A 26836-nucleotide genomic window follows, 5' to 3' on the forward strand; every position below is an offset into this window, starting at 1 on the left:
TCGAATGCAGCCGCTGCCACCGCATGGCCAACAGACTGCGGGTCTACTGGCCGGGCGATCGGCTGTGCGACAGCTGCTTCTACACGGCCATGCGCACCCACGGGCTCTGCCCGACCTGCGGACACGACGGCGTCCTGCCCGGCCGCCGAAACCGCGCCGACCCACGCCCCGTATGCATGACCTGCGCCGGTATCCCGGCAACTTCACCTGCACAATCTGCCAATGCGAAGGCGAGATGTACCGCCGCGGCCAATGCGCCCGCTGCGCCCTACGCGACGACCTCTGCAAGATTCTTCTCCACCATCCCGCCGACCTCACTGCCATGCAGACTTTGATCGAAGTGCTCTGCGGCGTCGACCGGCCGGAAAGTATCCTGACCTGGAAACGCAACATCGAGGTACTGCAGCTGCTTGGCGGAATCACCTCCGGCGCAATACCACTCACCCACGACGGCCTCACGGCGGCGGGTCGCGGTAAACACGTCAGCCACCTGCGGTCAATCCTGGAACACCACGGGCTGCTCCCGCCACGCGACGAGCACCTCGCACGGTTCGAACTGTGGCTGGCCGCAAAACTCGATGCCATCGACTCCCCCACAGTTCGCACCCCGGTCGAGCAGTTCGCGAGCTGGCACCACCTACGCCGCCTTCGCAGTGAATCCAAACCCGGCCAATCATCCGACGGCCCAAAGCGATCGGCGAAACAAGAGATCACCGAAACCATCAAATTCCTCACCTGGCTTGAACACACTCACCAGCGCACCATCGCCGACTGCACGCAACAAGACGTCGATGAGTACCTCACCTCAGGCCCGACCACCCGTCACCTGATCCGAACATTCTTCATCTGGGCCAAAAAGAGCAAGCTCAACGTCGCCGTGCTGATCGGATTCAGAGAGGCGAAAACCGCCCCGACGATCACCCATGACCAACGCCTCGCCTGGCTCAAAGAACTGCTCACTGGCGACTCCGAAACCCTGCCCTACCGTATTGCCGGCATCCTGCTGCTGCTCTACGCCCAGCCACTAACCAAGATCGCCGCCCTACAGTCGACGGCCATCTCCTACGCCGACGGAGAGACCCGAATTGCGCTCGGGAAGGAGCCGATATCGGTTCCCGAACCCTTCGCCTCTCAGCTCAACTATCACCGCTACAACCGACCGAACCTCCGGACAGCCGGTGGCGCGATCGGCACGCCCTGGCTGTTCCCCAGCAGCCGACCCGGACGGCATATTGACCCGCAGGCCATCATGCAACGCCTGCGGGCGCTAGGCGTCAACATGCTCGGATCACGCAACACCGCTCTCCAAGAACTTGTCTCCGAGATCCCCGCTCCCCCTGGTCGCCGAAATGTTCGGATACAGCGACCAAGTCACTCAACGCCACGCTGCGCTCGCGGGAACGACCTGGGCCAACTACGCGACTGCACGGAACGTGGCGAATTCGAAGAAGGAAGCGGATTGGTGAATCTCCCTGAGCATGAGGAGCGATACATCCGGGACTACGTCAACAGCCAATCGCCCGACGATGATCAGGCTGGGTTGGTCCAAAAGATTGGATCGCGACGCGTCCTGGGCCGTACCCACGAAACCTACGATGTGCATTGCACATCCACGCGCTGGTGGGTGATCACCAACCCCACTAATCTCTACCTACAGACGGACTTCCCGCAGGCCGAACAAGCATTGATATTTCACATCGGCCTCGGTGCAATGATCGCCGAACGGAGTCGGTCGGAAATCGACAGCGAGGACGAAGTCCACGTCTCCACGTCGTGGCGTCGCTACCGTCAGGCAGTTCTGGCGATGAACGAAGCGACCGAAGCCGAGGACTACCAAGCCGTCGGAATCAAGTGCCGAGACGCGCTCATCGCTATGGCGAAAGGACAGGTTGACGCGGAATGGTTAGGCGAGGTCGCCGAGCCACCTAAAGCCGCGGACTTCAAAGCTTGGGCCAATATCTATGCAGACCGTCTCGCCGACGGGCGCATGCGGTCTTATGTAAAAGCCCTCTCGGAAAAGACTTGGGATCTGACGGTCTGGCTCCAACATTTCAGCAATGCAACCGAATTCGACGCAGACATCGTCCTCGGCGCTACGGCGCATCTGCTCAGCACATTCGGTAAATTGATTCGCCGAACCGAATCCGACGAACCCGAGCGATGTCCTCGATGCGAGTCCTACAAACTTGCTGAGGACATCGAACCCGATGACTCTGGCGAAGGATTTTACGAGTCCATCGTCTGCAGCGCGTGCGACTGGCGATCAGAGCCCACCTACACCTCATGGGCTGAACACCTCAAAGACGCTGACATCGAAGGATACTTATCCGGGCCGGGCTCGGTCTGTGCGACCGGTTGCACCATGACCACAACGATGACGAGAAGTGATAGCGAGGCAGGCAATGGCGGCGACACCCCCACAGATCCGGCTCTGGGACGACAACCCCAGCACCTTGGACCTCCTCGGGTTTGACGCCGTGGTCGAGCCAATCGTTGCCGCGGTCCGCGAACGCAACATCCATCCGCTTACGCTGTCGGTGCAGAGCCCGTGGGGCGGCGGGAAGTCCACGATCCTGAAGCTCATCGAGGCCGAATTCAAGGACGACGACACCTGCTTCGTCGTCTCCACCAACCCGTGGGCCTACGACGACCAGGTGGACGTCAAGGGCACGCTGATCTCTGAGATTCTGCATGGCATCGAGAGTCAGATCCCCGATCCAAGTATCAAGGCCAAGGTCGCTGAGAAGGCGAAGGAGCTGCTCGGACGCATCAGCTGGAGCCGCGCTGCGGTCGCTATCGCCAAGGGAGCACTGACATTCCAGGTCGATCCGAAGCAGATCGCTGAGATCTTCCAGCCCAAGGACCCGGGGGGGCCGGACTCGATGGCGGGCTTCAACGACGCCTATAAGGAACTGCTCGCGCTGATCCCGAACGTCGAGCGCGTGGTCATCCTAGTCGACGACCTCGATCGCTGCCTACCAGATGCAGTGACGGCAACGCTGGAGGCCATCAAGCTCTTCCTCTCAACTGAGAAGATGGTGTTCGTCTTGGCAGCGGATCAGGACATGGTTCGAGACGCCATTTCAGTCAGCCTGGATGGTGCTCGACGCGGCGACATCTTTGCCAAGCGCTATCTGGAGAAGATCGTTCAGCTTCCGATCGCGCTGCCGCGCCTGTCCGCCACCGACGCAGAGGCTTACATCGGCCTCTTGATCGCCGGCCGCTCGATGAAGGAGACGGACCTGCGTGTCCTAGCTGCGCACGTTCGTGCGCGACGGAACGCCCATCAGACCCCGCTGCTGCACGACTTCGAAGCACTGGCCGTCAAACCGGCCGAGGACGATCTCGCGCTGGCGACCCAGCTCGCCGAAGGCTTGAGTGCGGACCGCCGCTCGAATCCCCGCCAGATCAAGCGCTTCCTCAACGCGTTCGGTGTCCGGGAGTCCATCGCTCGCGCTCGCGGCGTTACGATCCCGCCAGCCGTCATGATCAAGATGCTGCTGCTGGAAGAACTCCACCGCACGTCCTTTAACACCTTGGCGGCCGCGAATGTCCAAGAGCGCAAGACGATGGTGGCCCGATGGGAGGCATGGTCGAACCCATCAGGTGAGGAGGGCGAGGACGCGACCCTTCCAGAGGGGATCGACGAATCGACAAAGGAGTGGGCCGCCGCCCCCCCTTCTCTCAGCAGCGAGAACCTTGATCCCTATCTCACACTCGCCGCGAGCTTGATCAACGTCAGCATGGGTGCTCAAGTCTCCGATGAGGTGCTCGCGCACATCAACGACTTGCTGGGTGCGAGTGAAGCTGCACGGAACGTGGCCGCCGACTCCCTGAGCGAGCGCGGCGAAGACGAACAGCTGGCAGCCCTGGATGTTCTGTTCGCGACGACCAAGCGTATGGAGGACGGCGAAGCGGTGATCCGCGGCGCCGTGCTCTGGGTGGGAAGACTCCCGCACTGGAGCAAGCAGCAGCAGCCGGAGTCGAGGCCCACTGCTGGGGAGTACGTCTGACCCCAGGAGCCGTCGTCGAACTCGCGACCAGCGGACGACCCGCGCTCATTGGGCTGGTGCGACGCGCGGCTCAGGACACCTCGCTGCACCCTTCCACTCAGGCGGCGGCATGCGAGGAACTGGAACAGCTCGATGGGAACTAGCGGCGCTTACGGCGGTAGCAACTCCGCCGAATGGAACGACTTCCGGGAAGCGTGGTCAGACCTCGGCTCAGGGAGCACCGAGACCAGCACCGGCGATCCAGACCCAGCCCAATCTCCCGATTATCTCTATGAGCCGACGCAATCGGCGTCCGACCTCGACCGCGTCGGTCAAGCACTCATCGACGCCCTCTGGCGCGACGACCCGGCCACCAGAGGAAAAGCCGTCCCGACCATTCCCCGCCCCGTATCCCGGCCGCCGCGGAGCCGGCGCAGAAGGAGCAGGCGGAGCGGGAGCCGGCCAAGGCTCCGCAGGGGCTGGCCGGTCTGGAAGCAGGTCCACTCGCCAGATAATCGGAGGAGCCGCACGCGGCGGCGCGACGATCGGAGCGGCGTACGCCCTGCGGGACCGCGATGCCCAGAGGCTGTCCGACTACGGCCTCAGTCTCGCCGAGTTCGACTCACTCAGCCCACGCGCTCGGATCAGCAGGCTGGTCACTCTCATGATCGGAGACGACGGGCACCCCGACGACCGAGCCATTCGCCAAGCAGCTACGGAACAGGTCAAGAAGATCGTCGCAACCGAGGGCGAACCTCCAACCGCGACCGAAGCAATCAAGGGCTTCGTCAGCGCCTATATCTTCCAACTCGGGCTCGTCGAACTCCAAGACCAGATCACCAACGGAACGCTCGACGGTAACGAGGCGGTCGTGCGCGAGCGCATGCTGCGAGGCTGGATCGACGCGAAGGTTCGTGGCCTCGACATCGACGCCAGCCCCGCACTCTCAGCGAACGCCCTACATCAGGCGGCTGCAGATCTTGCCCAACGAGCAGTTCGCGTCCTGAGGGCGAGGTAGACGACATGCCGCTAACGCATTTCCACCTATCTGGCGAAGACTCCACGAACGAAAGCCCGGCGGATCATCACCGTCTGCGGTGGCCCACCGCGGCCGGCGAAACCGACACCGTCAAGAGTGCCGTCGGGTGGTCGCTGCCCTCACTGGGCCCAGTCCCGACGCAGGCCATCGATCTGGTTCGCATCGCTGGTGGTGCATACCTCGTCGACCGGCTCTCCGGCAGGCCGAGCGCATTCACCCGACGACTTCACCTCACTGTCGAGGTCACGGATCCCACGCCATGGGAAGGCGAAGCGATCACCCAACTCGCCCAGCTGCTGTTCTGGCTCACCGGTGACACCTGGGAGCTCGAGCTAACCCAGGACCCCATCACCCCCGAGGATTCGGCCGCCCAAACCTCTGAAGGACTGGAGGCTATCGCACTGCTCAGCGGAGGACTTGACTCCTATCTTGGCGCACTGCACCTACTCTCCACTCTGAGCGAGCCGCCGCTATTCGTCGGCCACTACGACACCGCCACCGCCGTCCGTCGTGCCCAGAACACCGTCCGCAAATGGCTCCAGGAGGCCTTCTCCCCCGCGCCCTCATACACCCAGATCGAGTTCGCACAAGTCGCGGACAAGAAAGAGAGCTCCAGCCGAAGCAGATCCTTGCTCTTCGTCGCACTCGGGATCGCCGTCGCAACCAGCCGTGGCGTCTCCACCCTCTTCGTGCCAGAGAACGGATTCACCAGCCTGAACCTGCCACTGCATCCCAACCGGGCCGGTGCGCTCTCCACGCGCTCCACCCACCCCGAAACCTTCTACCGAGTCAACGCGCTCCTTCAGGCGATCGACCTTGCAGTAACGGTGACTAACCCCTTCGCCTCATATACCAAAGGTGAAGAGATGCGCCTCGTCGCTGATAGCCACCCACCGAGCGGCTGGGATCGCGTCGCAGGACTCACGGTCTCATGCAGCAAGCTGGACGGCGCTCGGATCAAGGGTGGCAACTCCACCCTCAACTGTGGCCTTTGCTACGCGTGTATCACCCGTCGTGGCGCATTCATCGCGGCCGGCGTCGACGACCCGACCATCTACCTGTCCAACGAACTCACAGGAGACGCGCGCCTTGAACTCCTGGAACGGCGCTATAGCGACCGGGCCGCAATCTCCTACGCGACAACCCGCGGTATCGACGACGACGCGATTGACGCAGGCACCTGGCCCCCAGACGCCGACCTCGACCAGATCAGCGAACTCGCCCGCCGCGGGCTTGCCGAACTCGGGAAAGTGGCCCTGACGTGACCGGCTCCATCCTCCCCGCATTGGACGCGCACGCCCACATCGCACCGGACGTCACGCCAGCACAGATCGCGGCGCTCGGGCAGTCCGTGGTCTTCGCGATGACTCGAAGCCTGCACGAAGCTCGCCAAGTCCGGAACCGACGAGAGACTGCACTTGTCTGGGGGATCGGTGTCCACCCCGGCGTAGCGATAGCACGCGAGGCATGGGATTCGGAGCAGTTCACTGATCTCCTTGGCTCTTTCGCATTGGTCGGTGAGATCGGTCTGGACCGTCGTGGCGGTGACATGGCGCGGCAGCGCTCGATATTTAAGGAGCTGCTGAGTATCGTCCGTGACGAACCGGTGCTGCTCTCCATCCATAGCAGCGGTGTCGCAACCGAGGTTGTCGAGCACCTCCACGACGCCGACATGCGCGGCGCGATCCTGCATTGGTTTAACGGTGATGCCACCGACGTCGCACGCGCCCTCGAAGCCGACGCCTACTTCTCGGTTAACGCTGCGATGTCCGAAGACCAGATCCGGCTGCTGCCCCCTGAAAGGGTCCTGTGCGAGACGGACTTTCCTGCTCGCAAGGTCCGCGCTCGTAAACCCGCCGACATACAACGAATCGAACAGCGCCTGAGCCAGTTCTGGAACAAGACACCGAAGAAGTCCGCGCCCAAACCTGGTGGAACCTCCGCACCCTGTGTGAACAATCCGGAGCCATCGAACGACTCCCGGAGTCTGTTGCAGACACCCTCCTCTACCTATAGGGCCCATGGGCCATCAGTGGCCCACTCCCTGCCAGGAATACGGCGCAATCGAATATGGCCGGGTTACTAGCAGAGTCAAATTAGATTGCCCTGCAATTGGTTTCGCAGAATGCTAACTACCGCTGGCTATGACAGTTTGATTCAGGACCGGTGTGACGGCCTGATTCAGGACCACCTTCTTTCAGACCGGTGTGTTGTGACGGTTTGATTCAGGACCACCCTCGACGGTTGGCGTGTCGATTATTGGCTCGCTGTCGGAGGGTTCCGGATGGGAAGTCGTGTGGAGCTGTTCGCCCAGATACGTAGGGACGCCCGGGTCGAGGGTTTGGGTATTCGGGCGCTTGCTCGTAAGTACAAGGTTGGCCGGGATACGGTCCGGCACGCGTTGGCGAATCCGGAGCCGCCGAGGCGGAAGACACCGGTGCGGGAGTCGCCGAAACTGGGCCCGCTCAAACCTGCGATTGATGCGATGCTGCGGACCGATCTGGATGCGCCCCGCAAGCAACGCCACACTGCGACAAGGATTTGCAATCGTCTGGCCGATGAACACGGCGTTGAGGATGTGTCGTATTCGTCGGTGCGTGACTATGTCCGGGTCCGTCGTGCGGAGATCATCGCCGAGTCCGGTAAGCAGGCGCAGGAAGCGTTCGTGCCGCAGGAACACCCGCCCGGCGCTGAAGCTGAGGTTGATTTCGGCGAGGTTCACGTCATCCTCGCTGGTGTCAGAACCCGCTGCTACATGTTCGTTTTCCGAATGTCGATGTCCGGCAAGGCAGTCCATCGGGTGTATGCGACTCAGTCGCAGGAGGCGTTCCTCGAAGGCCACATCGAAGCATTCGACGTGATCGGCGGCATCCCGGTGCGCCATATCCGCTACGACAACTTGAAGTCTGCGGTCACCTCGGTGGTGTTCGGCCGCGGTCGGGGCAGGGTCGAGAACGACCGGTGGGTGCTGTTCAGATCGTTCTACGGGTTCGACCCGTTCTACTGCCAGCCGGGAGTGAAAGGCGCCCACGAGAAAGGCGGAGTCGAGGGCGAGATCGGACGTTTCCGCCGCACCTGGCTCACGCCCATGCCGGAAGTGGACTCGCTGTCAGAGCTCAACGACTACATCCGCCGCTGCGAAGCACGTGAGGATCATCGGCGGGTCACCGGCCGGCTGCACACCGTGGGCCAGGACTTCCAGACCGAACGAGAACATCTCGCCGCTCTGCCTGCCGAGCGGTTCGACCCGGGGCTGGTGCTGCATCCACGGGTGGACCGGTCGGCGCTGATCACGGCGCGGTCGGCGAAGTACTCGGTTCCCGCCCGGTTGATCGGACGCAAAGTCAGGGTGTCGCTGCGGGCCTCGGAGTTGGTCGTCTTCGACGGCCGCACTATCGCCGCACGCCATGAACGCGTCACGACCCGCAACGGGCAATCGATCAACCTCGACCACTATCTGGAGGTGTTGCACTGCAAACCCGGCGCGTTGCCCGGCTCCACCGCGCTTGCTCAGGCCCGCGCCGCCGGCACTTTCACCGCAGCGCACGAGGCGTTCTGGCAGCAGGCCCGCCGCGTCGACGGCGATGCTGGCGGGACTCGCTCGCTAATCGACGTGCTGCTGCTGCACCGCAGCATGCGCGCTACCGATGTGATCGCCGGGATCCACGCCGCCCTGTCGGTCGGTGCCGTTTCAGCGGATGTGGTCGCGGTCGAAGCACGCCTGCATGCCGCCGGTGGTGGTCTCGAATCAGACCGTCACGCCGGTAACCATGCCAATACCGTCGATTACCGGGTCGTCAGTCTGACCCAGCGCCGCCTGGCTGATCCAGCGACCGTGATCGCCGGCCTGCCACCGACACCCGGCCGCTGCCTGACGTCGCGGCCTACGACGAGCTGCTCCAACGCAGACCCCCAACACCGCCACCCGGTGACGGAATGGAAGGAACGACTGGATCATGAGCACGGCCACGAAAGTCACCAACACCCTGCGCCGCCAACGCGGGATGACCCCACAAGCGGCCCAAGCCGCCGTCGATTCCGCATGCCGACGCCTGCGGTTGCCGACCGTGCGTGCGGTGATCGACGAAGCAGTGAAAGTCGCCGAGCGTGAACAGCTCACCTACCACGGCTTCCTCGCCGAACTGCTCCTGGCCGAATGCGATGACCGGGACCGCCGATCCACCTTGCGGCGAGTCGCAGCGGCCGGGTTTCCACGTCAGAAATGGTTGGGCGACTTCGATTTCGACGCCAACCCAAACATCAACGCCGCCACCGTACATACCGTCGCCCAAGGCGATTGGATACGCCGAGGCGACCCGCTCTGCCTGATCGGCGACTCGGGCACCGGCAAGTCCCACCTGCTCATTGGTGTGGGCACCGCCGCCGCCGAGCAAGGCTTCCGCGTCCGCTACACACTGGCGACCAAACTGGTCAACGAACTCGTCGAGGCCGCCGATGAAAAGCAACTCGCCCGCACGATCGCCCGCTACGGCCGCGTCGATCTTTTATGTATCGACGAACTCGGCTACATGGAACTCGACCGCCGGGGCGCGGAGTTGCTGTTCCAAGTACTCACTGAACGCGAGGAAAAGGCGTCAGTAGCCATCGCATCCAACGAGAGTTTCTCCGGCTGGACCAAAACCTTCACCGACCCCCGACTCTGCGCCGCGATCGTCGACCGACTCACCTTCCACGGCACCATCATCGAAACCGGCACCACCTCATACCGGCTCAGCCATACCCGCGGTAGCAGCTCGCGATCACAGCCTACGAAGACGCCTGAGCCACCACCTCCTCGCCGAGGTGGTCCCGAATCAAGCCGTCACAGTGGTCCTGAGTCAGGTTGACATAGAGATACCGCACCTTTGCAGATTCCCAGGGTACGTTGACATGGATGAGAACACCAGCCGCGATAGGGCTCCGCCCCCGGCACCCCGGGCAAGGTCTGCGACAGCCAAAAGGGTTCTTCGGCTTTTGGTTTCGAGCGCGGGCGCTGTCGAGCCAGCATCACTGCGGCGGTGATGATTTCCGCCAGGGTGGTATGCCTGTCTGTCCATACAGCGCACGCTGTAGGCGGCCGAGTGCAGGCCGCGGCGTCTCGTTGTGGTATTCCCGATACACGCCGAAAGCCACCAACACGTTACCCATGAATTTGCTGTCGTCATCGAGGCCCTTCGTTCCCTCATCGAGGTAGTCGTGCATCGTTTCGCCAGTTGCCCCTTCTGCGAGACGCTTATTGATCTCGCGGTACATCATCAGAGCCCATGAGGCACTAATTCGCGCGCGATGTCGATGCAGCCAGAGTTCACGGAACACTCTGAGTTCGGGCGTGACGTCGACATCGGTGAAGTAAGTGGAGGCGCCTGCGGGGATCTTCCAAGCCGAACGTCGCTTCGACCGGGTGGCCCATTTGCGGCCTACCGCGTGGGCTGATCCTCGTACAGTGATTGCGCCGGCGCGGGTGCCGTGTTCGTGGGCGGCGAGAGCGGGCCACAGGTAGAGCTCTGCAGTAATGTGTCCGCCCGGCTCCAGCCGGATGGGGTTCGCCAGGTCGGGCGTCAGATCCTTCGGATCGGTTTCCTTTTGGAGGAACTGCCACGTCTGGATGGTTGAACGCCGTCGCCGTGGGGTCCAGCGATAGCGGCGCCGGACCTCGTAAGAGATGTTCTCGACCGACACCGCTGTGCGGCCCACGTTGGTGACCCTTATTCGGCCGTACTCAATGCCGAAGGGCGACATGTCGTTCATGCCGGATCTTGCAATGTCTGTGAAGGCGGGCCGTCCACGACCGGTCGTGCTCCACGTTTGCCGCCCACCTTCGTCGGCGTAGCAGAACACCAGCTGCACCTTGAGCCGCGCTCCCGAGAGCTTGTACAGGGCGAGATTGGCCAGGAAACCGAGGAGCGCCACGGTCGCGCTGCATATCGAGACGACGAGTGCGGCGATTGATAGTCCGCTAACGGGATCAGCCACGCTACGTAAGCCTAGGTCGCCGGCGGCCACTTCTTCGCAAAGGAAATCCGTGTACCGCTCACGCGTCGCGGATGTCTACCTAGTCGCGCTCTGGCTGGACGCGCACCCCCCCCCCCTCGTTCGCCATCGCCGCGTCCAGATTGACCGGGTAGGCACCTCAGCAAACCACCGAACCACGCCCCGCTCCACACGATGCACCGGAACACGTGTCGCAACGATTATGTGCGGACGGGGCCTCTACCCCGCTGCGCCCTCAGGCGCCCGCGACTAATACCGGAGGAATACGGCGGAATCGTATATGGCGGGTTACCAGTAAAGGGCGAAACGCCCTCTCCTACTGGATTTTTAGATGACCGATAACTAATAATGGCCGGCCGCACTGCTCCTAGCGTTTTTCCTCATCAGAGTTGGCGGTCTGACAGATCGTGTGATGATTCGCAATCAAACTGGCGGTCGCGCCGGTGCCCAGGGGCAGCTCGTCGGCCGCGTGACAGCCGGTCAGCGACCTTATCGGTGTGCTGGAGCAAGTTTCACCACCGAGCGGATGACAATCGTGCGACACCACGACGCCCACCTTGACGGCCCGGTCTCCCAGGGACGACGGGCTCGGGAAAACACTCTTTGACTGTGTAGGTTCTTGGCCGCCCGGGTTGCTCCGGCGTCCTGACCTTGGCTGGCGGTGTCGGCGCCCGTGCGACGACGCGTTGCCATTCGGTACTATTGAGTCCAGAGCCGTCTCGCATGGCTGACCCCGAGTCGTTGTGGTGCCTGTACCACCAGCGGCAATGAGGGCAAGACCCCCTGAGGGTCTGCGAGGAACCGTCACTGCTGGGGTGGCGGCGGGTACAGGGCGCTGCCGATACTGGTATACGGAGAAGAGATTATGGGTGCATCCCACAAAAAAGCTGCACGCATGTTCATGCGTGAGCATCCCGGAACTACTTTCCCCGCCGCGAAGCGCGCTGTCGCGCGAGGCACCGTCGCTGCCTCCGATTCGTCTGCGCCGCAGTCCATTCCGTGGCTGCGGCGGCGCGTCTCCCTGGACAATCCCACGTCGTGCTACTTCTGCGGCGCCAACACCCTCATCCGGTCCAGTGGTGACTTGTCGGTGGACTACCGTCGCGTCCAGGTTTATTGCGACAACGACCAGTGCGACGCCCGAGCGACCGAGGTGGTGGTGGTCGACGACGGCACCAAGGAGACTGCGGCACGCACCGACGTGCGGGTCCTGGCGGAGTACGGCCCCGTCCTTGACCGCCCGGCGTCGAGCTTGATCGAGGAGGTCGGAGATTGGATTCCTGGAGCTACTCCGGCGGCGCGGACCAGGACCTCTGTGTGTCTTTTCTGCGGTGAGGCCAGTTGCCGGCCGGCTCCAGCCGACGCTGCGGGCGACACGGGGCGGGTCCGCCTGCGCTGCAACAACACCGGCTGCGACGTGATCGACGTCGAAGTCCTCGTCTTGGGCGACGGGACGCCGTGGACGCAAGGCCGCGGTGACGTCGAGGGGTTGGAGAAGCTCATTCCGCGCGGGATAGGCACGAAGTCGGGCGGTATCACTTTCTACACCTCGGCCGACTTCCGCTTCACCGACCAGGAAATTCTCGCCCACCGGGTCTGCGGACCGATGCCCTGACGGGGAGCCCCGAATCTCGACACCGAATCGCTTTCAGGCCAGGCCAAGAGGTTCGCGGCGTGCACAGCCGATCCGCCAAGCTGGATGAGACTGGCAACTCTTTCCGCTGTCTCGGCGGGTCACCTAGTTCGCGGGAGCTGGCCACGTCGTCTTCGCTCGCTCTCTCGGGGACGGTCAACACCGCGTGCGTCGCGCTAGGTGCGTTGACTTGGTCGTGCGGGTGCGACAATCGCGGCGCGTGGACGCCCCGCTCCCCCGGTTCATCGCCGCCGCGGCTGATCGGGCCTCGTCTTGGTGGTTTCGGCGCCTCCGTGCGTCTGAGGGGTCGTGTCACCGCCGCTGCCCACGGTCGGTCTGCGCCTCGGGCCCTGGTGTGGCACTAGGATGCCTTCGGGAGGGGCCGCGCGGTGGCGCGGTGACGAACAGGCGGGTTGCGTGGGCGGGCAGAGCGGCGAGATCGGGGGCGCGGGGACCGGCATCTGTGGCGTGGGGCCGGCGAACGGCCCTGTTGATGGGTACCTAGCGCAGTGAGCGCCAGATCGCGGCCCGATCGGTCGAGCACAGTCACCGAGTCGTGTGCCGCGCAGTTCAAGCGGGTTAGCCGCGATGCCGGGTTGCGGTTCGTCGCCGACATTGCCTACCGAGTCCACGGCAGCTATCTGGCCCAGCTCAGCGTGTGGCGCGAACGCGGCAGCGAGGACGCGCAGTCTGAGCTGCGCTGGCGCGCCGGGATCAAACCGCTGGTGCTTGACGACATCTTGTGGGCGGCGTTCTTGCCCCAGGCCGACCTGGGTGGTGAGCGCGCCCGCCTCAACCTCAAAGTCCGAGGCGGATTCACCGCAGATCCGTTGCCGATCGGCGAGGGCGTCATCGCTGCTGGCCATCCGGGCGACCTTGATGGCGGACTGCGCGCAACCATCGATCAGTTCGACTGCGTCACAGCGCAGTTCATCGATCGCTATCCGGGCGTACCGGATTACCTGATAGCGCTAGGCGATCTGATCGCGGACTCTGTGCACCCACTTCCGCGCCACCAGTTGCGTCAGATCCTTGCTCTGATCGCCGCCGACCGCCCTGGCGAGGCGGCCGCGCTTGCTGATGCGCAAATCGCTGCAGGTGAGACCGGGCCCTTTTCTGGTCCCATCCTGGGTAGCCGTTACCACGACGGTGTATTCCAGCACCTGGCGCTGTCGTGCAAACCGGCCCATGCCGCGAGACACTATCTGGCCAGCCGCACCCCGACTCACCGCCTGCAGCTACTGGCCGAGAGCGACGGGTACCGCCGCGATATCGAACTCGCCCGCGGCTTTGCCCGTCACCGCCGGGTGTTCGCCCGGTTGCGCGATTTCACCGGCGCCAGCCTGTGGGGCCTGATCCTGACGCCGCTGCCCGATTCCGGGCCATTGCGATACCTGCAGGCAGCGGGGCGCGCTGAGGCCATGACACTGGAGATCTGCACACCCAACGACCCGCCCGGGGAAGGATCAACCCGCTACGTCATCGGACATGACGCCCTTAGTGGCGCCGCGCGCATCGCGATTGAGCTGCCCTACAGCACCGAAGTGGTCTGGGAGAGCGAATTATTCGTTGCCGAGGAAGCCATCGGCGTCTTCGAGACCTACTACGACACCGGCGTCCTGGATCCGCGCTACCCCCTGCGGCCTGTCGAGCGGCACCCGTGCGGCCCGCCACATTAGCTGATGCGCACCCGCGGTTTGGCCAGGCGGCGCCCCCGCGGTTCATCTCACTAAAACGCCGCGGTGATTCCGCCCTTGCCCGCCGCTCGGCCTGGGCTCGACCGTGGTGATCTCCTGAGCAGCTCGTCACCGACCGCGTGACAGCCGGTCAGCGACCAGCCGCTGCTTACCGCGGTGGCGTGATGTTCAGAATTTCAACGTCTCCCTATCGGTACGGGCTCATCTGATCGAGAACCTGTGCCGCGGTGTCCGCGATCACCTGCGCCTTGCCCGCATCCTCGCGAACATCATCGGCGACAACCGATCCTTCGGGGCTGTACTCGATCACGTTGCGGCGGCGCCGCATTCGATCGAATGGCATCAACTTGCCTCCCAGCGGCGGTTCCAGCTGGGCGCGTACTGCCTCGAGCACCGCGATATGGCCACCGCGGCTGGTGGCCCGCAAGCCCTCGTTTTCCAGGACCGCGGCCAACGCTTTGCGGGCGGCGTCATACACCAACGCATACGCGCCAACGGCGTCGGAGTCTGCGATCTGCGCCGCCGATTCCAGGTGCGAGCGAGCTTGATCGAGTAGCCGATCGGCAGCGGCCCGACTCGGCTGCACCTGTTCGATGCGCTTGTCTGCGATCAACGCCTCGACGGTCTCGCGCCCCTGATCCCACCTCATTCGGTATCCCCCACTGCGATCAGCACGGTCGGTTTGCTGCGCACATCGGCGAGGAACGCGTCATCGTGGGCAGGGCTGTCCCACCGCTCAGGCAGGATCCGGACGATGTGCACGGGAAGCTGCAGGATCTTTTCCACCCGGCGTGCCGCCTCATCCAGGACATCGAGGTCTGTGTTACCTACGACGAGGATGTCGACATCGCCGGGCGGTGGTCCAGGCTCACCGGTGTAGCGCCGCGCCCACGAACCAAAGAGGTAGGCCTGGCGGATCCCCGGCACCTCGGCGAGTTTGTCGGGGAGCACCGAAATCGGCCCGTATGTCAAGGCCAGCAGTTCGGTCAACGGCCGCGTCAGGCGACTCTGCGCGGCCCTAATCAGTCGCATATTGCCGTGCCGCCGCTCGTCGATGAGCCCGCCGGCAACCAAGCGCTCAACCTCGTGGTGCACCGCGGTGACGCTCGCCCCGACGGATCTGGCCACCTCGGTGAGGCTGTATTCGGTATCGGGGTGCAGATACAACTGCGCGAGAAGCCCACCCTGCAACTGCGACCGCAGGATCGGCAACAAAGCTGAAGTTCTCATAACTTGCAATATACCTTGCGAGTTATACAAAGGTACAGGCCAGCGCGCGGGTTCTTGTGTTGAACGTAGGCCCCCCGAGGTCTCCAACCCCTGGGCCGCGCCAGGCAAAGGCGAGGGGCACCCCCCGCCTCCGCACCCCGCCCTGGGCGGCCAGGGCCGGGCCCACCATCGAACCACCTCCACAGTTACGTTGCGTTGCGTTTCGTTACGTTGCGTTGCAATCGAAAGAAACGTAAGGTATCCTTCGGGGCTATGAGCGAAGACGTTGGCGCAGTCGCGCAGCAGCCGTGCCGCTACCCGGGTTGTTCGCGACCGTCGCGGCCTGATTCGGCGACCGGGCGCCCGTCGTTGTACTGCGAGCAGGCCGACGCCAAGGGCCAACCGGTGCACAATCGGGTCAACGCGTGGCGCGCCCGGCATGCGGGACAGGTGGCGACCGCGGTCGCCACCGATCAGTCGGTAGCAGCGCCGGTGTCGATGGCACGGGCGACGCTGGAGCAGCGGCTGTCTGATTTCCCCGGCAAGCTCACCGAATTCCGTGACTTCCTCGACACCGCGATCGCCACCATCCGCGAGGCCAGCGACATCGAGGCCGCCGGCGTCGAAGTGGAGGACGCCCACCGCGACGCGTTGACCAAGGTCGCCGAAGCCGAACGGCGCGCCTCGGCGGCCGAACGCTCAGCGCGCGTGGCTGAGGAGCGCGCTGAGGTGGCCCGGCGGGAGCGTCAGGAGGCCGAGGCGGTGGCCGAGGATTCGGTAGCAGAGACCGAACGGGTCGCACAGGAGCTGGGTGCCGAACTGGCGGGCGTGCGCGAAGACGCCGAGGCCACCGTCGCCGCGGTGCGCACGCAACTCGACACCGCCCGAGGTCAGCATGCCGAGGAGCTGGCCCATCGCGCCCGCGCCGTCGAAGCAGCCCGGGCCGAGGCCGAGGCCGCCAAACGCGACACCGCCGCAGCGGTAGCCGCCAAGACCGCGGCCGAGGACGCTCTGAATAGGGAGATTGCGATCAGCGGACAATTGCGCACCGATGTGGACAGCAGTCGACGCCAGGCCGAAAACGACCGCGCACAGTTGCAGACCAAACTCGACACCGCCGAGAGCGCCCGCCAGCAAGCTCAGGAACAGCTTGCAGCGATGCGCCTGGAGCTTGCCGCGGCGCGGGCAGCCACGAGCGCCGCGGAGCAAGCCGCGCAGTTCGCCCACGAGACCGCCGAGACCCTCCGCCGCGAGCTCGAGCAGACACGGGCCGACATGAGCGCTGAGCGCGACGCCCTGCGGGCCGCGCACGAGGCGCAGATCGACCAAATCCAGCGCAGTGCCGATCAGCGCGCCGACGCACTGAACCAGGCCCTGCAAGCACTGCAACGCCAACCAGCCCCCAGGACCCGCGCCCCCCGCAAATCCAGCCCGGACACCCAAACCTGATGCGCGACACCCGAGACCAGCATTGGGTGGTGGGTTGTCCGAAGGTGTCTGTGCGATACCGCCATCGGCGTCGATAGCTTCCCACCACTACCCTCGGCCATCGCGGGGGCAACGTTGCCGGTAATGCCGTCGTACACGTGCCACTACGACTGAATCGCGGACGACGGTTCCGGTAAAGCCAGCGCTAGGAGGTCACCCGCCGGTATTTGCTGACAATGTCCCACTTGTCAACGATGATCCGTGCCATGACCATCTTCGACATCCCGGTTGTCCTCTTCAGCCAGCACCACGTCGCCCTCATATTGGTCCCCGTCATCGCAGCGATGATCTGGGCCTGGATCAAACGACGAAATGTGCGTCGGGTGTTCGTCGCCGGTTGCGCGACGGCAGCTGTGCTGCAGTTTGTTATTCTCCCGGCTCCTTCAACACACCCAGAGCCACCCCCGGGGCCAAAGACATACCGCACCCGATGAGGTAAGTGCGCGCGCCTGAGACGTTGTTGTTAAAGATCGGCGGCGAGGCCACCCAACCCCGGTCGATGTGTCAATTGTCCCGTGTGAACCCCGGTCGGGTCGTTCCAGGTTTGTGGTGCATACGAAAACCTCACCTGGGCAAAGAGATTCGGATTGGTGTGTCGCGCACATCAGCCAATGCTTGGCGCGCTTCTTCGAGGTAGACGTAGGCGGTGGCCTGACCGGTGAACCGCGGATGTCCGGGCACTGGGCGGCATCCGATACGGACGCAGTCGGGGTCGATGTGGTCGGTAGGGATCAGCGTGTGCCGGGGCTCGGCGGCCGAGGGCAGCGCCGGCATCAGGACAAGGCCGGCGGTGGTGGGCAACATGGTGTGGATCGTTTCGGCGAGGGCCCATGCCCGCAGAGGTGAGTCGGGCGCGACATTGGTGTCCACGACGGCCTCCAGCACGACCAGTATCGTGCTGATCGGCATGTCTGCAGCGAAGTCCTCGCTCTCGTCCAACTCCGGATCCAGCCAGTCGTCGTCGAACAAATCCACGAACGTGGCGGCGCGGGGGCCGAATAGAGGCAGGACCTCGGCGGGGCTTTCGTATCCCGCCTGCAAAACCAGGAACTGCACCGCGGCGACTTCAAGATCGGCAATGTCGTCGCGGTGGCCGTCGAGGGCCGACACCCGAACGGTGGCGCGCCACTCTCGGCACCCCGATAGCGACGGCCACCTGTCGGTGGTCTCGAAATGCATTCGCGCAGCGCTGAACTCGACGAACGCCTCGGCGGTAGCAGCGTCGTCGACGTGAGCACCGCGTTCACGGCGGAAGGTGCTCAGGCCGGTAATCGAGGCCGCCATCTTTAGCTGTCGCCTATCGGTTCGTTCTGCGCGGAGGTACAGATGATCCACGTCGGGCCAGGGAATGCCTGCGGGGTGACTAGCAAGGGTGCCGTCCACCAAGACGGGGTAATCCTGGCCGCAGGTAGCGCATATCCCGTGAGGATGCAGGTCAGCAACGTGCGAGCGGGAATGCTTTGCGGCGCGGCGTTGCAACGGGGGTTGTAAGCTCCCAGCGCACATAGGGCGGGCGACATCCTCGTTCGCCGTCTTTACGAAGTCGGAGAACTCTTCTGGCGACATGAATTCGTCGTCAGGCGGAGCGGCCGTCACTTCGCGATCATCACCCATCGTCTCAGCCTAGATCGGCAATCCCAGTGGGGGTAAGCCCTCACCTGTTTCGCGCCGGTCGCGATGTACTCCCCTGGCCAGACAAACACGCGCCGACCGGCGCCGGTGCCGGGTTCGCCGCACCCAACCGGCCCCGGGCCCAGCGTGCCCTTGATCGACACGGCCGGGACCGCGCGCACATAAAACGCCGTCAGATCACGTCTTTGAGGAGTGCTGCTGGGGTGACGCCGAAATGGTCAGCGATGTCGAAGAGCCGGGCTATAGAGATGTTGCGTTGTCCGGCTTCGACTCCGGTGAGAAACCAGCGGTTGAGCCCGGTGGCTTGTGCTGTCGCGCTTTTGGTCTCCCCGGCCGCTTCGCGCAGCTCGGTGATGGCTGCTCCCAGCGCAACGAGGCGCTGCTGGCTTCTTTCATCCGGGGCATCCATGTCGCCTACTATAAGCCACGGCGCGTGCGGCCTCCACCGGTCAGTGCCCTGTCGCCCCCTCTTCGAGTCCACCTGAATCATGTTTATCCACAGGCTCTTTCGACTATCCACAAGTGTCGGCCTGATCCGCCTAGCAGGAAGACGACAGCCGTACCCTCCGCTAGACTGACTACTATAGTAGTCACCCTTACCGGAAAGGATCCATTCATGACCGCCACCGCCTCGACAGCGAACACCGCGACAACCTCACAGGGCACTGTGGAGCATCTGGACCCGCACGCGTTGGCCTTGGAGCCGCCACAAAATTCTCAGGTTGGACTGGGCAACCGACACACCGAAAACGCATTACGCGGAGCCGCCGCACCGTAAGGCCCGCAGCCCCGTGGCCAGCACGCCGACGGACAAAGACCATCGTGCACGTCTTTCGAGACCTCACCATGGCGGCAAGTACGTCTAGCAGCCGACGCGAGAACTAGCGTGACGGACTGCCCCGTCGCCTGCTTTCGATGAGTCGGCGGTTGATCCAATCAATGGCGTGCGCGCCGAGGGCTGCAACTAGCAGCAAGCCGCACGCGTCGAGGGGCGGACGGGTCAGCTCGGCGGTGAAGAGCGCGGCGAACAGCGGTGCACGTTGGGTTACTCCGAGGACTGCGGCGCCCCCAATCAACGCCGTCGTCGGAATGCTGACGTGCCCGCCGAATTGGCCGATCGCCAGCGCGATAAACGCGCCGGTCGCCGCGCCGGTCGACAGCGCCGGGGTGATCAATCCGCCCACCGCGCCGGCGCGAAGGCACGCCGCGGTAAGCGCTGGCTTGAGTAGAATAGCGACCCCCGCAACCGCCAACGGAGCCGCGCCGGAAAGACTTTCAAGCACAATGCTTTTGCCGTTGCCCGGCAACTGGGGAAGCCAGATCGATCCCACTCCGGTGGCCAGACCGGCGAACCCGATCGCCGGAACTAGGGTCCATGTCTTTGGAGGTGTAGCAGGTCGTGAACGGCGCATCAGCTGAGTGAACCCCGCTCCGACCAGCGCGCCGATTGGCATCACTGCGACAACCGTCCACGCTGCCGGTCCCGTCAGATCCGTGGGTGGCCAGTCGAAGGTGGGCGCGCCGTGGCTGACGGGCCACGCGGTCACGGTGGCCAGAGCTGAGGTAACAAGTGCGACCAGAATGGCTGATGGTCGCCAGGAGTGGAGCACGACGCCCACGGTGAACACCGCCCCAGCCGCGGGCACGTTATAGACGGCGGCCAGGCCGGCGCCAGCCGCGCCGGCCAACACCATGCGGCGCTGCTCCGGTGAGAGGGACCCGGACCGGATCAGCAATTCAGTGCCCACCGCGGCGAGCGTCCTGGGGGCTTGCTCGCGACCCAAGGAGGCGCCGGAGCCGACGGCCAGTACCTGCAGGAGGGCATCGACGGACATCGGCAGCGATGCAAATGGACGATTCGCTCGGATGGCGTGATTGAGACCCGGGACCGTGGTCTTGCGGCGTAGCAGCCACCAGCCCAGCCCAGCCAAAGCGCAGCCCAGGGTGGGACCCAGCAGGCGGCGTTCGGGAGATGCGGCGAGCACACCCAGGAGCAGGGTTCCCCGTGTGTAGCCGTAGGTGAGGTGTTGCACGGCGCGGACCAGCAGGGTTATCGATGCGCCGATCAGGCCGCTGAGCACACCAGCAACAACAATGGCGGCAGCGAATATCAGCTGTGGGCGTACACATTTCATCCGCGAACCGATAAGTTGAGTGCCGACGCGGGACATAAGGTGGTGTAGCGCAACGGGTTCGTTCGGTGCGACACCGGCCAGTTGGCAGGCCCCGTCCCTAGGTTAGCCGTCCGAGCGCATGGGAGGCGGCGACGAATTGCGCATCTGCGCGAGATGCTCATCGTGGCAATGCTATGCGGGGGCGAGCTGAGCAGCGCACGGGGCAGACGCGCAGATCCTGCATCGCGACCAGTAGTCGACCTGGCAATAGGGATTGCGCGGATGGTTGAGCAGCCCCGTTCGACGAACTCGTCGCCGCAGTGCACAACTCCGGTATCGGTCCCGGTGCTATGTCTCCAGCCTGTACGGGTCTCCCTGGCGAAGCGCGCCCAGGCACCATTCCCACACCGGTCCGAGGCAATCCGGCGGTGAGTCAGTCAATGGGCGTCGGGTGAGCGCCAAAAGCGCGCCTGAACGACTACGCGCACGGGTCGACGCCAGCGGCAAGCTGTGACGCCTGGAATGCCGCGCGGCGGCCATGAATAGGGCGTCGACCCGACGCTCGTTGTGATGTCCTCGGCCATCACCGCGTCCCGTCCTAAACGACACCGGGCCGGATTTACTCGGCCTCGGCTTCGTCCGGGTTCCAGGTGCCCGGAATCATCGGCACCCTGGGCCCACTACCGAACCCGTCCTCGGCCAGCGTGATCATGCCCGCCGCCGCACCGCCCGCCTCCTTACTCATCGTGCCAGCGAACCCCAGATCTGCGGCACCCTGATCCGACGCGGCGCTCGACAGCTTCTGTGCACCATTTGGCGGTGCGCTCCAGTCGGGGTCGACATCGACATTCATATCCATGAACTCATCGCCGTGATCATGCAAAGTGCCAGTGCCAATGCCGGTGCCAAGAAGAAGGCGCCGGAACCCGATTCTGCCGCGGCGACAGCCGGTGCGGCCGGGCGTGCGCGGGCACGTCGCCGTCGGCGCGCGGCGTGCTGCTCATCCCGGACCCGAAGCCGAGCCCAGGGCCGCCGCCCACCAGGAACGGGTAACCGAAGCCCGCGGCGACCGGCGCCGGTGGCGGCGGTGCCGTCCCCGCGCTGGTGACCGTGCTCGTAGCGGGCGCCGGCGTTCCAGCCGGCGCAGCGGGCGCGGCCGTGACGACACCCGGGGCCATCCCAGCGGACGGCAACATCGGCGCTGCGGCGGCGCCAGGCGGCGGCAACACAACAGCTGGGATCGCCGTGGGCTGGATGGCGGCCAGGGCGGACAACCCCGCCAGACCGGGGACCGCTCCCAGATTCGTGACGGCGGCACCGAAGGCGGTCCCCAACAATAGCGGGGCCTGGTTCACCGCTTGAAGAATCTGCACGATGTGCTCGGGGTAGTCGAAAAACACAAGTTGGAAGTAGGACTGCAAAGCCTCCTGGGGATTTGTAATAAGTTCCTGAAGAAACGACTCAAAATCCTTCGGGAATTCGATCGCACGAGCAACCCACCAGTACGGGTCAGCCGCATTCGTATATTCCTCAAAGGGCAACCCGTTGAGGGTGCCTTCGGCGGGATCCCAGATCACGCGGCCCCCGGAGATGATGCGCAAAAACTCTGCAACGACGTTGTCGATGGGGGTGGCCGCGCCCCCATGCCCATCTGCCTGGCCGGCCTCTTGAACAATTTGCGGTGCCGGGGCGGGCCTCGGTGTCGACGTCAGCGCCGCACCCGACGCTGCTTCATATGCCGTCATGGTGGTGGCGGCCTGAATCCACATCCGCACGTAATCGGCCTCGTTGAGCGCGATCGGGATGGTGTTGATGCCAAAGAAGTTCGTCGCCAGCAGCGACCCATGGATGATGTGGTTGGCGGCCAGCTCGGGCAGCGTCGGCATCGCCGCCAGCGCGGTCGTGTATGCCGCGGCCGCAATCTCGTGCTGCGCCGCGGCCTCCCCGCTGCGTGTGCCGGCCTGCATCAACCACGCCAGATACGGCGCGTGCGCGGCCAGATACTGCTCGGCGCCCGGCCCCTCCCATGCCCCGCCCTGCACCGCCCCCAGCAAAGCCATTAGCTCGTCGGCCACCTCGGTGTACTCGATACCAAGCACCGACCACGCCGCCGCGGCCGCCAACAACGAGCCGGAACCCGGCCCGCTGGTGAGCAACGTCGAGTGCACCTCAGGCGGCGACGCCATCCACATCGTGGCCATATGAAACTACTCCTCCACCAAGCACCGGCCCCAAAGATTACTGAAGGTGACAATCATTTTCAATAGCATCGTAAAAACCTAGGAATGATGCGAGTGGTGCCGGCGCCAACGTGCTGGACGGAGCTACCGTCTGGTGGCACCTTCACTCCTTCAGCCGGGCGGGGTCGGCCCCCCGCGCGTGCAACCGCGTCAGCACCGTGCCACCTGATCGGTCGGGTCGTCGGCGGGCGGCACGTTCGCTCGGCGGGGGCAAACTCCAGCAGAACGTGTTGGCGGCAGTACCCCCAGGCCCCAGGGTGGTGGCCGCACTTTCCGACGCTGACAAGGCGTCGCGGCCTGCCACACCGAAGCGAATGCGGTGTGTGGGAAAACCCGGCGGGTCTGCGACAGTGCGCAATGGTGCAGACCCGCGCTGGGGAACCGCTGGGCACCCTGACCGATTCTAGTTTCACTCGGCAGAATTCCCGCAGCGCCTCCCCTTCTCAGCTCGGGGCAGCAGACTGTCGGTTTCGGTCCAGAAGTCAGCAGGTAATTTTAGAAATCACCGTGCCCGCCGCTGATCAACTTTCGTTTGCGTTGACAATACGTGGCTATCGCAGGCTTGGTTCGACCCAACATTGTGCGCAATAATCGCTCGCGAACATTTGGCCGCGAGTGCCAATGTCGCCCGCCCACTTGACGTCTCAGTTGCACCCCAGTCGTGACACTGACCACAGAAGTGTTGGTGTGTTCACTGCGATAGCATGCGGCGATGGGGTAGCGAAATCAATGATCAACGAGCCGAAGTTCATGTGCAAAAACGACGTATGGATATGCGACGAATAAAGACAATTATGCCAGGCAATTGCGACCAAATGAGGGCCAAGTTCAAGACCGCGGGGCCAATTTCCAACGGTAGGGGGCGCATCGCGAAAATGGTTGACGAGGATAAGTGCTGTAACAACGTCCTTACTCAAATCGGCGCGGCCAGCAGTGCCCTTCGGCCTGTGGCTCCGAAGCTGCTCGATGATCACCTCAACGATCGGGTAAGCGAAGCGGTTGCCCGGGGAGGAAAAGAAGCGAACGTGAAACTAAGCGAAGCCCCCGCGGCCCTCGCACGACTCGTTCGTTCCTAGCCGATTCGGTCGCGAGCCAATAGCGCTAACGCGGCTCAACAAATCCGCGTCATGCTGACACCTTGCACTTCGCGCCTATACATCAGCCAACCTTGTCGCCGCCACGCGGAGCGTTCACGTCGCGCCGACGCGCCGACGCGCCGCTTCAACATAGCCGGTCATGCTGACGACCCCTGGGCCCGCAGCGAAAGCGGCCCGGAGCTGGCATGGTCTGTCTGCTGTTTGACCCGTTTCATTCCGCATGGCCGGCAACCCGTTTGGCGTGGGGCTGCTTGCCACTCATAGCCGCAAGCGGGGCATTGCCACCACACGCGGGTGTGACTGTTGGGGTTCAGGTCTCGGGGTTTGATGTCGGTGTTGCGGGTTGCGTGCCAGAGCGGCAGTAGTTCGGGTTTCACCTCTATCAGCGAACGTCCCGGCAGAGGCCTCCTATTTGTGATGCTAAGTCGTGTCAACGCGCACTTCATGCATCCGTAGCCTAGAAGAGCGCGGGTGTCGACTCGAGCATTCCAAGCGTGCCCACATCTTGAGCAACGCCACCATGCTCGTTCGAACCTGTTGGCCTTCACCGATGTTGGCGACAACCCTGGGTTCTTCTCAGGGATCCACTCGCCAGCGAGGTGTGGATGAGTATCAGCCAGCGACTCACCGTGAGCGGGCATCATTCTGGCAGCACCTGCTTTGCCGGCGGCGCAGCACCGGCATCCCGACCTGTTAGCAACACGTGCCCCTGGGCTTCGTCGCCATTCGTGGCCGCAGTCCGCGCACAACCACCACACGGGTGTGGCGCAGCCCTCACGAACATGGGAGGAAAGCAGATTCTTGTTCTTGGTCGGGTGCCACTGCTCAGCGATGGCTGGGTGAAGGTCGGCCAATGATTGACCTGCTCTGGGTCTGGCGGCCTTTTGTCCCTGTCGCTTTGAGGCGCACGGGCGGCAACCGGAGCGTCTGGCGGTCCCTGTCCTCCACTGATGTCCGCAGTCGGGGCAAAGCCACCAGATTTCGTGTGTTGTTCCTCCGTTCAGAGCGCGCAGGTCGAGATCCCCATTCCTGGTTGGGTGGAAGATTTTGAGGAGGTGCGGATGTATCTCAGCCATCGACTTTCCCGGCTTGGGGGTCCGATTCTGTCGCGCACGGCGGCTGGCGGCACATTGTGGACATCCAGTGCCGCCGGCTTTCGTTCGATGCCCAGGCCGTACCCGCCATTCGTGCCCACATTCTGCGCACTGCCACCAGACGGGAAGCTTGCTGCCCGGGTTCACATCTCGGGGAGTGCGAGATCCGTTGCGCGTAGGGTGCCACTCGGCGGCAATTCTCGGGAACTCATAGAGCAGGCTTCGTGATTTGAAATGCAGCACAGCGCGGTCAGCCTCGCCACCAGCCCATAACTCGTCATCAGCAAGATAACCATCCAGATTCGAGGGCGTGTGCCCCAGAAGAGACAGTTTGCGCACAACTGCGCTAGCGATCTGCTTAATGGTGGCGTTGGCGGCCACCCGCACGCTTTGGCTATCGATCGGTACCAACGGCTCGGGCCGGATACGCACGACGGTCCAACTAGCCGCGGTTAACAAAGCGGTTTGGAGGCAGTCACGTTCGAATGCGTCCGCAACGGCATGATGATAACTGCCGTCGTATTCGATGATGACCTTCATGCCGGGCACCACGATGTCGGCGGCGACCGGCCGGCGACCTGTGACTGGAATCTTGGGATGGTTGAGCACCACGGGGACGCCTACCGCGATGAGTTCGTAGGCGATCCTGATCTGGGCGGCGGAGGTACCCCACATCGTGCACGTTGGACAGGACGAAGCGCGAGGCCCGTTGCGCTTGGCGATCGACGCTTGCCACTCGTGTCCGCGGGCCAAGCATTTCCACCAAGCCTTAAAACCGCTGGCGGGCTTAAACTCTTCGAGGCGGCGGTCTCCGTTTCGTATCGGGTGCCATTCGAGGGCCCTTTCTGGATTGAGATCAGCAAACGACTCTCCGGGCTCAGGCAGGTGCACACACCGCGGGCAGCGCGTCGCCTTGCCGGTCCTGGCGGAGACGCGGGCCTGCCAGCGGTGTCCGCGCCGGGCGCATCTCCACCAGACATTGAGGTCCGTGCCGGGTCTCAAGGTCGCCGGATCGACCCCTTCATTGGCCTCCCAGTCCCACTCGGCCACGACCTGCGGATACACCTCGACAAGCGAGTTTTGGGCTGGTGGCGTGCGTCTTAGATTCCCGCGCATCTTGTGGCTGCACAGCCGACAACCAGTACCAGCGGTGGCCCGCGCCGCGACGATCGCCGCCCATTCGTGTCCACACACGCTGCACAACCACCACGCAGAGGCCGAGGACCCGGGCTTGATCCGCCTAGGATCTAGGTCCACATTCGACGTCGGATGCCATTCCGTGAGCAGTTCAGGGTACAGATCAGCAAACGATTTCCCTGGCGCCGGCTGGTACTTCGCAACGCGGCTGCACACCGGACAACCCGAACGTTTCCCGGTCGTCCGGTTGGCCACGGCGGTGCGCCATTCGTGACCGCCGCCGGGTTTGCGACACAGCCACCATGCCCGGAATCCGCTGGCGTGACTGACGGCGTCGGGCCCGGTCTGACCGTTTCGGGTGGGATGCCACTCAGCGGCCACCTCGGGATGCCAGTCTCGCAGGGATTCCCCGGCTATGGGCGTACGCAGCTGTTCTCCCACCCTGCGATAGGCGCACGGTGGACGAGCACAAA

17 protein-coding genes and 4 pseudogenes are annotated in these 26836 nt (G+C 64.0%); 12 read left to right on the top strand and 9 right to left on the bottom strand.

Annotated elements, in window-relative coordinates; genetic code table 11:
- Positions 1-23 precede the first annotated feature (23 nt).
- From MKCMC460_RS30580 to istB, 8 genes and pseudogenes are all read left to right on the top strand, one after another.
- Positions 24-1466: pseudogene (locus MKCMC460_RS30580) on the top strand (hypothetical protein).
- Positions 1463-2473 carry a hypothetical protein gene (locus MKCMC460_RS30585; protein WP_238306147.1) on the top strand — a complete coding sequence of 337 codons (1011 nt, stop codon included), beginning with the start codon at positions 1463-1465 and terminating at the stop codon, positions 2471-2473. The pseudogene MKCMC460_RS30580 and the gene MKCMC460_RS30585 overlap by 4 nt, the downstream one beginning before the upstream one ends.
- Complete coding sequence (locus tag MKCMC460_RS30590) at positions 2403-4013, top strand: P-loop NTPase fold protein (RefSeq protein WP_238306148.1); 1611 nt, start codon at positions 2403-2405, stop codon at positions 4011-4013. Before MKCMC460_RS30585 ends, MKCMC460_RS30590 begins: the two co-directional genes overlap by 71 nt.
- Before the next feature lie 643 nt (positions 4014-4656).
- Positions 4657-5010, top strand: a complete 354-nt coding sequence (locus MKCMC460_RS30595) for a hypothetical protein (RefSeq protein WP_036446029.1) — start codon at positions 4657-4659, stop codon at positions 5008-5010.
- Positions 5011-5015: 5 nt separating this feature from the next.
- Entirely contained in the window at positions 5016-6296 is a 1281-nt protein-coding gene (locus MKCMC460_RS30600) for a queuosine biosynthesis protein queC (protein WP_238306149.1), read from the top strand.
- Positions 6293-7117: a TatD family hydrolase gene (locus MKCMC460_RS30605; protein WP_238306150.1), complete on the top strand. Its 825-nt coding sequence runs from the start codon at positions 6293-6295 to the stop codon at positions 7115-7117. Before MKCMC460_RS30600 ends, MKCMC460_RS30605 begins: the two co-directional genes overlap by 4 nt.
- 198 nt (positions 7118-7315) lie before the next feature.
- A pseudogene (gene istA / locus MKCMC460_RS30610) lies at positions 7316-8991 on the top strand (IS21 family transposase).
- Positions 8988-9785 (top strand): annotated as a pseudogene (gene istB, locus MKCMC460_RS30615) (IS21-like element helper ATPase IstB); the annotation flags it as partial. The pseudogenes istA and istB, both read left to right, overlap by 4 nt.
- A gap of 253 nt (positions 9786-10038) precedes the next feature.
- On the opposite strand, the gene MKCMC460_RS30620 reads toward istB, so the two are convergent.
- Both MKCMC460_RS30620 and MKCMC460_RS30625 read right to left on the bottom strand, forming a co-directional pair.
- On the bottom strand, positions 10039-11004 hold the full coding sequence (locus MKCMC460_RS30620) for a hypothetical protein (protein ID WP_236983322.1): 966 nt from the start codon (positions 11002-11004) through the stop codon (positions 10039-10041).
- A 385-nt stretch (positions 11005-11389) separates the two neighbouring features.
- Entirely contained in the window at positions 11390-11569 is a 180-nt protein-coding gene (locus MKCMC460_RS30625; protein WP_238306151.1) for a hypothetical protein, read from the bottom strand.
- 348 nt (positions 11570-11917) lie between these two features.
- Between MKCMC460_RS30625 and MKCMC460_RS30630 the strand changes: the two genes are divergently transcribed.
- Together MKCMC460_RS30630 and MKCMC460_RS30635 are read left to right on the top strand one after the other, a co-directional pair.
- Positions 11918-12637: a hypothetical protein gene (locus MKCMC460_RS30630; RefSeq protein WP_238306152.1), complete on the top strand. Its 720-nt coding sequence runs from the start codon at positions 11918-11920 to the stop codon at positions 12635-12637.
- Between the two features lie 527 nt (positions 12638-13164).
- Positions 13165-14334 carry a hypothetical protein gene (locus MKCMC460_RS30635; protein ID WP_238306153.1) on the top strand — a complete coding sequence of 390 codons (1170 nt, stop codon included), beginning with the start codon at positions 13165-13167 and terminating at the stop codon, positions 14332-14334.
- A gap of 205 nt (positions 14335-14539) precedes the next feature.
- Here the strand turns inward: MKCMC460_RS30635 and MKCMC460_RS30640 are convergent, their stop codons facing one another.
- Both MKCMC460_RS30640 and MKCMC460_RS30645 read right to left on the bottom strand, forming a co-directional pair.
- Positions 14540-15001, bottom strand: a complete 462-nt coding sequence (locus MKCMC460_RS30640; RefSeq protein WP_238306154.1) for a hypothetical protein — start codon at positions 14999-15001, stop codon at positions 14540-14542.
- The gene (locus tag MKCMC460_RS30645; RefSeq protein WP_238306155.1) at positions 14998-15582 is read right to left on the bottom strand and encodes an ArsR family transcriptional regulator; all 585 of its coding nucleotides are present in this window, start codon (positions 15580-15582) and stop codon (positions 14998-15000) included. The genes MKCMC460_RS30640 and MKCMC460_RS30645 overlap by 4 nt, the downstream gene beginning before the upstream one ends.
- A gap of 252 nt (positions 15583-15834) precedes the next feature.
- Here MKCMC460_RS30645 and MKCMC460_RS30650 point away from each other — a divergent pair, with 252 nt between their 5' ends.
- Positions 15835-17010, top strand: coding sequence for a hypothetical protein (locus MKCMC460_RS30650; RefSeq protein ID WP_238306156.1), 1176 nt, complete (start codon positions 15835-15837; stop codon positions 17008-17010).
- A 603-nt stretch (positions 17011-17613) separates the two neighbouring features.
- Here MKCMC460_RS30650 and MKCMC460_RS30655 read toward each other — a convergent pair.
- The 4 genes and pseudogenes from MKCMC460_RS30655 to MKCMC460_RS30670 form a co-directional block, all read right to left on the bottom strand.
- On the bottom strand, positions 17614-18663 hold the full coding sequence (locus tag MKCMC460_RS30655; protein WP_238306157.1) for a hypothetical protein: 1050 nt from the start codon (positions 18661-18663) through the stop codon (positions 17614-17616).
- 190 nt (positions 18664-18853) lie between these two features.
- Positions 18854-19090 (bottom strand): helix-turn-helix domain-containing protein, encoded by a 237-nt coding sequence (locus tag MKCMC460_RS30660; protein WP_238306158.1) that lies wholly within the window; start codon positions 19088-19090, stop codon positions 18854-18856.
- A gap of 472 nt (positions 19091-19562) precedes the next feature.
- Complete coding sequence (locus tag MKCMC460_RS30665) at positions 19563-20816, bottom strand: chloride channel protein (protein ID WP_238306159.1); 1254 nt, start codon at positions 20814-20816, stop codon at positions 19563-19565.
- Positions 20817-21414: 598 nt separating this feature from the next.
- Positions 21415-22981 (bottom strand): annotated as a pseudogene (locus MKCMC460_RS30670) (PPE family protein).
- 929 nt (positions 22982-23910) lie between these two features.
- Between MKCMC460_RS30670 and MKCMC460_RS30675 the strand changes: the two are divergent.
- Entirely contained in the window at positions 23911-24111 is a 201-nt protein-coding gene (locus MKCMC460_RS30675; protein ID WP_370653224.1) for a metal-sensing transcriptional repressor, read from the top strand.
- Between the two features lie 158 nt (positions 24112-24269).
- On the opposite strand, the gene MKCMC460_RS31995 is transcribed toward MKCMC460_RS30675, so the two are convergent.
- Positions 24270-26804 carry a zinc-ribbon domain-containing protein gene (locus MKCMC460_RS31995; protein WP_370653218.1) on the bottom strand — a complete coding sequence of 845 codons (2535 nt, stop codon included), beginning with the start codon at positions 26802-26804 and terminating at the stop codon, positions 24270-24272.
- Positions 26805-26836 lie beyond the last annotated feature (32 nt).

The sequence above is a fragment of the Mycobacterium sp. 20KCMC460 genome, assembly GCF_022179425.1.
In the GTDB taxonomy this organism is placed as follows: Bacteria; Actinomycetota; Actinomycetes; order Mycobacteriales; family Mycobacteriaceae; genus Mycobacterium; species Mycobacterium kiyosense.